The sequence below is a fragment of the Streptomyces xiaopingdaonensis genome, assembly GCF_000262345.1.
GTDB classification, from domain to species: domain Bacteria; phylum Actinomycetota; class Actinomycetes; order Streptomycetales; family Streptomycetaceae; genus Streptomyces; species Streptomyces xiaopingdaonensis.
The window spans coordinates 1-8,199 of the sequence record NZ_AJTQ01000210.1; the positions used below are offsets into that span (position 1 = coordinate 1).

General features: G+C 71.7%; 9 protein-coding genes. 3 read left to right on the plus strand and 6 right to left on the minus strand.

Going from position 1 to position 8,199, the window contains the following annotated elements:
* From UWG_RS30270 to UWG_RS0116710, 6 genes are all read right to left on the minus strand, one after another.
* A partial coding sequence (locus UWG_RS30270; protein WP_033196201.1) for an FHA domain-containing protein occupies positions 1–672 on the minus strand: 672 nt, incomplete at its 3' end.
* Positions 673–1,211: 539 nt separating this feature from the next.
* Positions 1,212–1,643 carry an NUDIX hydrolase gene (locus UWG_RS0116685; RefSeq protein WP_016908357.1) on the minus strand — a complete coding sequence of 144 codons (432 nt, stop codon included), beginning with the start codon at positions 1,641–1,643 and terminating at the stop codon, positions 1,212–1,214.
* Positions 1,640–2,467: a hypothetical protein gene (locus tag UWG_RS33705; RefSeq protein WP_016908358.1), complete on the minus strand. Its 828-nt coding sequence runs from the start codon at positions 2,465–2,467 to the stop codon at positions 1,640–1,642. The genes UWG_RS0116685 and UWG_RS33705 overlap by 4 nt, the downstream gene beginning before the upstream one ends.
* 62 nt (positions 2,468–2,529) lie before the next feature.
* Positions 2,530–3,000: a hypothetical protein gene (locus UWG_RS0116700; RefSeq protein WP_016908359.1), complete on the minus strand. Its 471-nt coding sequence runs from the start codon at positions 2,998–3,000 to the stop codon at positions 2,530–2,532.
* Positions 3,001–3,149: 149 nt separating this feature from the next.
* A complete protein-coding gene (locus tag UWG_RS0116705) occupies positions 3,150–3,659 on the minus strand; it encodes a hypothetical protein (RefSeq protein WP_016908360.1) in 510 nt (169 codons plus the stop codon).
* Positions 3,656–4,087 carry an ATP-binding protein gene (locus UWG_RS0116710; protein ID WP_016908361.1) on the minus strand — a complete coding sequence of 144 codons (432 nt, stop codon included), beginning with the start codon at positions 4,085–4,087 and terminating at the stop codon, positions 3,656–3,658. The genes UWG_RS0116705 and UWG_RS0116710 overlap by 4 nt, the downstream gene beginning before the upstream one ends.
* Before the next feature lie 125 nt (positions 4,088–4,212).
* Here UWG_RS0116710 and UWG_RS30285 point away from each other — a divergent pair, with 125 nt between their 5' ends.
* The 3 genes from UWG_RS30285 (at position 4,213) to UWG_RS0116725 (ending at position 8,157) form a co-directional block, all read left to right on the plus strand.
* Complete coding sequence (locus UWG_RS30285; RefSeq protein ID WP_086022511.1) at positions 4,213–5,517, plus strand: helix-turn-helix domain-containing protein; 1,305 nt, start codon at positions 4,213–4,215, stop codon at positions 5,515–5,517.
* Between the two features lie 18 nt (positions 5,518–5,535).
* On the plus strand, positions 5,536–6,012 hold the full coding sequence (locus UWG_RS0116720; protein WP_029391512.1) for a hypothetical protein: 477 nt from the start codon (positions 5,536–5,538) through the stop codon (positions 6,010–6,012).
* Positions 6,013–6,453: 441 nt separating this feature from the next.
* A complete protein-coding gene (locus UWG_RS0116725) occupies positions 6,454–8,157 on the plus strand; it encodes a serine/threonine-protein kinase (RefSeq protein ID WP_016908364.1) in 1,704 nt (567 codons plus the stop codon).
* Positions 8,158–8,199: the final 42 nt, after the last annotated feature.

Sequence of the window (8,199 nt, forward strand, 5' to 3'; positions counted from 1 at the left end):
CTCCCCGATGCGCAGCACGGAGCCCGGCTTGAACAGGACGGGTCCCGGTGCGACCCGGAGGCCGTCGACGCTGGTGCCGTTGGTGGAGTCGAGGTCGGTGACGGTGACCGTGCCGCCCTCGGTGACGGTGACCGCGCAGTGGAGGCGGGAGACGTCTGGGTCGTCGAGCGGGACGTCGGCCTCCGCCGAGCGGCCGAGCCGTACGCGGCCGCCCTGGAGGAGGTGGATGCCGCCCGCGTCGGGCCCCGCGACGACGTGGAGCCGGGCCTTCGCGGTGTCGAACGCGGTGTCGGGGGAGGCGTCGGGGACGGGGCCGTGGAGCGCGAGGACGGCGCCGTCGAGCAGGGGCGGCTCGCCCAACGGGTGCTGTGCGTCGAGGCGTTCGGAGCCGGCGTAGACCGCGGGCGCTTCCTGCGCGCCCCCGGCGCCTGGGGAGCTGCGCCCCCCTCGCCCCGAGGGGCTGCTGCCGATGGCGCCGCCGGAGGCGGCCGAGGCGACGGCGGAGCCGAGCGCGCTCACCACCGCGGAGAGCGGGGTGCCGCCGGGTGCGGTGACGAGGACGTCGGCTCGCGGCGAAGGCGCCCCCTCGGTGCCCGCGCCCGGCTGCCTCGACGCGGGGGCCCCGGGGCCGCCCGCGCGCGGCCCGAGGGTGACGGTCAGCCGGATCTGCATCGGTCCCTCCAGGTCCCCTCCGCGAGGTGTGCCGGACAGGCCGGCGCACAGGGCACGTTAGCGCGGTTGCTTCTGCTGCCGGACGAATAATCGCACCTGCCACCGACATCGGTGTACGCGCGGAACCGCCAAGTGATCATGAATCTCGCACCTGTTCGGTTCCGGAGACGAGTGCACCGGAGAGTGAGACGCCTCACCCGCCCCTTCCGCCCGGGTCGAAACCGCACCTCACGCAGGAAGCCGCCGCCCACGTACGGTATTTACGATCAGCGTGGCTTCCCCTCCCGTGTACGGGATCGCCCTTTCCGTTCCGTCGCCCAACCGGAATCCGACCGGAATCCGACCGGAACCCGCGCGACACGTTCACGTCCCGTACACCGGAAGGACCGTCCGAACCGGAGGAGTGGACGCGCGGCGAACGGGGGCCACCGCGGTCCGTGCCGCCGGTGCAGCTCGGCCGCCGAGGGGCGCCGGGGCGGCCGAGCCAGGACACACGGGGGCTCCGACCGTGCGGTCGGATCCCCACCGGCGACGCGGGTCTACCAGCCGTGTTCGGTGAGCACGGTGCCCGCGAGATAGCCGTGCAGACCGGTGGCCGGGTACTCGATGACGTCCTCGGGCAGGTCGTGCACCGACTGCCAACGCAGGTCGAGACACTTGTCGGGCTCGCGGTTGGTCGGCTCCCCCTGCCATTCGGTCGCGAGGAAGAAGACACCGATGCGCTCGATCTCTTCCGACTGCCGGTGATGCACGGTGTGCACCTGCCGTAGGTGAGCCGGATGGACGGTGACGCCCGTTTCTTCGTAGAGCTCGCGGGCGGCGCCGGCGGTGAGCGGTTCGCCGGCGTCGAGTTTGCCGCTTGGCAGGTGCCAGCGGCCGTATCCGTAGGGGCCGCCGCGTTGCGACATGAGGATCTTGTCGCCGCCCCGGAGGATCACGTGCGTGTCGACGACGGGGGTTGCGAGGGTCATGGGGTCACCGTTTGCTTGTCGGGGCTCGTGTTGTCTCCGACGCTAGCGGGAGCGGGGCCCAGTGAGGCCAGCATTCGCGCAGCAGCCTCCCGAGGGGTGGCCGTGTCGGTGTTGACGCTGACGACGGGCACGCCCATCCGTTCGAGAACGGCGGCCGCGTGTAGGTAGAGTTCGGCCTCGCGCGCCGGGATGCTCGGATCCCGCTCGAACCGGTGGTGCGCGCCTCGGCCGGTGAGCCGGTCCGTGATGGTCCCCGGGGCGGCCGTCAGCAGCACGGCCACGTCGGGCAGCACAATGTCGGCGTTCAGGTCCAACAGGAACCGTTCCGGGACGCCGTCGAGGCGCTGCACGACGAGCGTCGAAGCGAGGTACCGGTCGCAGACGACGGTGTCACCGGCGTCGAGGGTCTCGGGCGTGGGTGCGAGTGACAGCGGGCCGACTGGCGTGTCGAGGGTGCGGCCGTGCAGTCGGCACCACTGCCGGTACACCTTCCGTGCCTGCGCGGCCCGTACCACCTGCCGCAGGATCGCTGTCGTCACGGCGTCCCACAGCGAGGGGTTCGTGAGCCGGTGCACCGGCCCCAACGTCGCGAGCTGCTGCACCAGGGCCGCCGCGGCAGGGGTCGAGGGCAGTTCCTCGGGCGAGGTGACCGAGATCGACGGCGGGGCGGTTGTGGACTCGCGTACGGCGTTCAGGTGCAGTCCGCCGTCGCGGTAGAACGCCAACCACGGTGCACCGTGGTGCTCGACGAGGCGTACGGGGACGTCGTCGGCGCCGGTCTGCCATGCAGGGTGATCGACGGTGAGAGTGATCGCGCTGTCCATCTACGTCGCTCCGGGCGGGTGTGCTGCGGCGTGGGGGCCGCAGTCGGCTGATCGGTCAGCAGTCATCGTGTCCTCTCTCGACGGCGTGGTGTTGTCCTTCTGTGGCGCCCCGTGCCCGACGAGGGACGAACGCCCCTGGTGGACACGGGCGTTGTCGGGGCCGGGCGACGTACCGGTACGGGGTCGAGCCGCAGCGAGTACACGGCGTCGTAGTCGGTGAGGGTGAGCACGTAGGGGCGGCCGGCCACGAGGGTGCGCAGGGCGTGCTCGTAGTGCTCGACGCTGTCGGCCCAGCCGAGCAGCACGACCTCGGGGCGTGGGCCGTCCGGCGCAGTCTCGGTAAGGGGCGCTCGGAGGAGATAGCCCGCAGTCGGCACCGGGGCGAGCAGACCGGCGTACCGGCGTGCGGTGTGCCGAGCCCAACCGGCGGCAAGGCGCGGCGTCATGGCGCGGTAGGTGGAGAGAACGACCTCGCAAGAGCCGGTGAGATCTTGCGCGATGGCTTCGCACCTGTAGGCGAGTCGGCGGGTCACCGTGGCACCTCCGCGGCGGGGCGTGGTTGGTGGTGGGCAGGGGCGCTCTTGGGCCCCGCCCGTCAGCCGGTAGTTTGTCCGGCCGACGGGCGGGGAAGCGGGCCGCCCGGGGGAGTCACGGGGGAGACTCGACCCCGAACGACCCTGTCTCAGGGGCGAACCGCCTCGGCGGCTCGTATCCAGCGGGCCGAGACGGCGACGCTCGCAGCCGCGAAGTACAACCGGTTCGCCTTGACCGACGCGGTGATGTACTCGTTCACCTCGGCGCCGTTCGCTGCGGTCGACAGCGGGTCGAGGCCGACGGCGAGCAGCACGTGCCCGATCTCGGTGATCACCCGCCCCCAGTTCCCGGCGCGGGTGGTGAGGACATGCGGGGTGCCGTCGAGACGCAGCAGCACGACACCGTTGTGCACGGCGATTCGCTCACCCGCGTCGGGCAACGTGGCGTGAGCGGGCGCCGTGCCGAGGGCTCGGGCTATGCCGAGCATGCAGGACTCGATTACGGCTGCGGTGTCCGTGTCCCGGTGCGGCCTCGGATGCGTGATCAGCATGGGGGCGAACCCGTGATCGTTGATCCGGTCCACCCACGGCCGTACGGACAGGGACGCGATCGCGCCCGAAGTCGGCGCCTTCGGGGCGAGTTGCTCGATCCCCGTCACTTCGCGATCACCTCAGCCCACACGATCTTTCCGAACGCCACGTCGTCAACGCCCCAGTGGCACAGCCCGTCGAGGATCACCAGCCCGCGGCCGCGATCACGTTTGTGTGACTCGGGTCGCAGTTGCGGGCGTCGGCGCACCGGGTCGCGAACTTCAACTCGCGTGCGTCCGTGGCAGGTGTGAAGCTTGAGCGCGAGAGAGTCGCCGGGCTCGGTCCCGTAGCGAATGCTGTTGGTGACGAGCTCGCTCGTGACCAACACGATCGCGTCGACGTAGTCCTCGGACGCGGTCGGCTCACTCTGCATCACGTACTCGCGGGCGAACTCCCGTGCCTCACGGGCCGATTGCGGTTCGCCCGTCAACACCAACTCTCGCGGCTGATCGGGTCTCGGAGTGAGTTGCCGCGCGCCCTGTCCCTTGTCGACCATGCGTGTCCTCCCGGTGACGGGTAGTGCGGTCACTCAACCCCGGGGCATGCTGTACGGGCCACGAACTACCCGCAGACTGCATACAACGGTTCGCGCAGCGCATAGCGGTGCCGCACTCCGGGCCCATGCCGCGTAGCAAGAGGGGGAGAACAAATCCCGTGAATTGGTCCGCGCAAGCGATCCGCGACGCTGCACGAGTAGGCGACTACGGCCGGGTGGTGAAACTCGCCCGGGCCGCGGCTGGCCTTTCGCAAGGGCAGCTCGGGGAAGCCTGCGGGATGAGCCAATCCGCGATTTCGCGCCTTGAGGGGAGGGGCGCGAGGTCGTACGAAACGGCTCAACTATCGCGGGTGGCGAGCCATCTTCAGATTCCTCCGCACCTCGTCGGCTTGGCCGATCACACAGCGGCGATCGTCGCGCGGGGGGATGGAAACGGAACCGATGTGGAACGGCGCAACTTCCTTGGTGGGGTCGCGGCGGTCGCCGCAGCGCCGGCGCTCTCCATGGCGCCCACGCAGCAAGCGCATGCAGCCGAGACCGGACAAGCGGCCACCCTTCGCGTGGCCACCACTGCATTCCGGCGTCTCGACGGCACAACGCCGTCGCGGCAACTCGTCGACACGGTGCTGTCGCACCTCAAGTTGACGCAGTCGATTGCGCAGGATGCCGAGGGCGAAGACGAGCGGGCGAGACTCGCGGCCGTCGGCAGCGAAGTCGCCAGTCTCGCCGGGTGGTTGCACTGGGACATGGGCGACAACGGGTCGGCCCGCACCTGGTACGGCGCCTCGATCAAGGCTGCCCGGCGTGCGGCCAACCCGCTACTTGCCGCGTACCAGTTGGGAAGTCTCGCGCAGTTCGAGGCACACTCAGGGAACGCGGCGCAGGGGCTCAGCCTTGCCCGTTCCGCGCGCAAGCAGCTTGGGCTGAACATGCCCGCCATTGCCGACGCGTGGCTGTCCGGCGTCGAGGCCCTCGCCCACGCTGCGGCCGGTGCCGAGAGTTCTGCCGACGAGGCACTGCGAACAGCAGCTCGTCGAGCGAAGCAGATCGAACACGAGGACACGCCACCGTGGCCGTGGGTGTTCTCATTCACCGAGGCCAAGGTCGCCGCGACCCGCGTGTCGTGCGGCGCACGGCTTGGGCTGCCCCGCTGGATCGCCAGCGAGCAAGACTCGACCACCGCGGTCATGACCTCGGGGCATGACAAGCAACGGGCGTTGCTCCAACTCGACATGGCCTCGGGGTACCTCGCAGCCGGGCGCCTTGACGGTGCATTCACCGTGGCTGCGCGGGCACTCGAAGTGGGGTTGCGCTACAAGTCGGGGCGCATCGTGGAACGGGCGCGAGCCGTGCGCCGCTCGTACTCCGGTCCCACGCCCCCTAAAGTCCTGCGCGACTTCGACGACCGCCTGCACGGCGTGTTCCTGTAACGGAGAGAGGTAAGGACTGTGCGTTTGGGGATCACCGGGCACCGTGGACTGTCCGCCCAGGTTGAGCGGACGGTTCGCAACGCCCTTGACGAACAGCTGCGGCAGTACGACCCGGCCGAGCTACTCGGGGTGTCGTGCATTGCGGACGGGCCCGATGCATGGTTCGCCGAGGCGGTGCTCGACCGCGGCGGCCGGATCGAGGTCGTCGTGCCCGCCGAACAGTACCGCGAAGGTCTACCCGAGTCGCACCACCCGACGTACGACAAGCTGCTCGCGCGGGCGGCTGAGGCGCACCACACCGGCATGCGCGAATCAACGTCACAGGCTCACCAGGCGGGGAGCGAGATTCTCGTCGGCCTGGTCGACCGGCTTGTCGCGGTGTGGGACGGGAAGCCGGCCCGCGGGTACGGGGGGACGGCGGACGTCGTCGCCTACGCACGGCGTACGGGCGTGCCCGTCGACGTGGTGTGGCCCGAGGGAGCCACCCGCGACTAGCCACTGCCCGCAGACACGACGAAAGCGCCCCTGCCCGGCGGTGAGGCCGGACAGAGGCGCGAGGTGTTACGGGTCATGTTGCAGAGCGTTATGACGCCCCGGGTCGGCCTCGGTGTCTTGTCCGGGGGAGCTGAGCTGTGGGGTCGCCGGGTCCCGACCGGAATCCGCGCAACCCGTTCACGTCCCGTACACCGGGAGGACCGTCCGAACCGGAGGAGTGGACGCGCGGCGAACGGGCACCCGCCCGGGGCACCGCGGTCCGCGCCGTACGCAACCGGAACCGGATGTGCGGCGTCTTCCAGGGAGTTTCCCCTCCCGGCGAGCGCGGACGGCAGGGCGGAGCAGGACGACGGGGAGCAGGAGCCCGCCGCGGCCCGCCGCGAGCGGGCGGCACGGCACTATGGTGGGCAGGATGCAGTACGAGACCAGGGAGCGCATGACGTGCGGCCGGTAGGCAGCAAGTACCTGCTAGAAGAGCCGCTCGGACGCGGCGCGACAGGCACCGTGTGGCGCGCCCGCCAGCGGGAGACGGCGGGCGCCGAGGCGGCGGTCGCCGGGCACCCGGGCGAGGCCGTGGCCATCAAGGTCCTCAAGGAGGAGCTCGCCAACGACGCGGACGTGGTGATGCGCTTCCTGCGGGAGCGCTCCGTGCTCCTGCGGCTCACCCACCGCAACATCGTCCGCACCCGGGACCTCGTCGTCGAGGGCGACCTGCTCGCGCTCGTGATGGACCTCGTCGAGGGCCCCGACCTCCACCAGTACCTGCGGCAGAACGGCCCGTTCACGCCGATCGCCGCCGCGCTCGTCACCGCGCAGATCGCCGACGCGCTCGCCGCCAGCCACGCGGACGGCGTCGTCCACCGCGACCTGAAGCCGGCGAACGTCCTCCTCTCCGAGGGAGAGGAGGGCATGCACCCGATGCTCACCGACTTCGGCATCGCACGCCTCGCCGACTCCCCCGGACTCACCCGCACCCAGGAGTTCGTCGGCACCCCCGCCTACGTCGCCCCCGAATCGGCCGAGGGACGCCCGCAGACCTCGGCCGTCGACATCTACGGCGCCGGCATCCTCCTCTACGAACTCCTCACGGGGCAGCCCCCGTTCGGCGGCGGCAGCGCACTGGAGGTGCTCCAGCGCCACCTCGCCGAGGAGCCGCAGCGCCCCCCGCAGGTGCCCGACCCGCTGTGGACGGTGGTGGAGCGCTGCCTGCGGAAGAACCCGGACGAGCGCCCGAGCGCCGTCAACCTCGCGCGTGGGCTGCGCACCGTCGCCTCCGGCATCGCGCCGGGGGCCACGCCCGAGCAGCAGTCGGCCGCGATGGGCGTCGGCGCCCTCCTCGCCCCCGACCCGCAGCCGGCCGAGGTCCCGGGGAGCGGCGCAGGACAGCAGCGGACGAGCGACGCGGACCCGACGCAGTCCCTCCCGCACGGCGCAGCCGGCGCGGCGCTCGGCGGCGCCGCGCTCGGCGGTGCGGCGGGTGCGGCGGCGGGTGCGGCGGCCGCCAACTCGGCGGCGGGCGGCGACCCGGAGGCGGCGACCAGCGCCATGCAGCAGCCGGGAGCCGGCGGCAACGCGGACCCCACGCAGGTGATGCCGCCCGTCCCCGGCGGCCAGCAGGCCCAGCACGGGCAGCAGCCGCCGGAGCCGGACGGCCCGCACCCCTGGGAGAGCCAACTGCGCGCCGCGCGCGACCGGAACGAGCAGACGCAGGTCCGCCCGATGGACCCGGCCGAGGACCCGCTCCGCCGTCCCCCGCAGCGCCGACCCGCGCCCCCGCCCCAACAGCCCCAGCAGGCACAGCAGTACGGGCAGCCGTACGGCCAGCAGCAGCCGTACGGCCAGCAGTACGGCGGTCCCCCGCCGCCCCCGCCGCCGCAGCAGCAGCGTCCGCGTCGGGAGCCGAAGCCGCCGCGGGAGCCGAAGCCGCCGCGCGAGCGCCGCGGCAGCGCCAACCCGATGCACATCCCCGGTCTCGGCTGCCTCAAGGGCTGCCTCTTCATGCTCGTGATCCTCGCCGTGATCTGCTTCCTCGTCTGGAACTTCACGCCGGCGCCCGAGTGGTGGGCCGAGGGCAGGAGCTTCTGGGAGTCGGTGAAGGACTTCTTCGGTCGCGTCGGCGACCTCTTCGACAAGATCGGTTCCTGACGCCGCTCGCCGTGCCCGCGGGCCCGTTGGGTCCGCGGGCAC

Coding starts and splice junctions, on each gene's coding strand:
- UWG_RS0116710 (WP_016908361.1), bottom strand. CDS start 4,087: ATGGTCGACAAGGGACAGGGCGCGCGGCAACTCACTCCGAGACCCGAT.
- UWG_RS30285 (WP_086022511.1), top strand. CDS start 4,213: ATGCCGCGTAGCAAGAGGGGGAGAACAAATCCCGTGAATTGGTCCGCG.
- UWG_RS33705 (WP_016908358.1), bottom strand. CDS start 2,467: ATGGACAGCGCGATCACTCTCACCGTCGATCACCCTGCATGGCAGACC.
- UWG_RS0116685 (WP_016908357.1), bottom strand. CDS start 1,643: ATGACCCTCGCAACCCCCGTCGTCGACACGCACGTGATCCTCCGGGGC.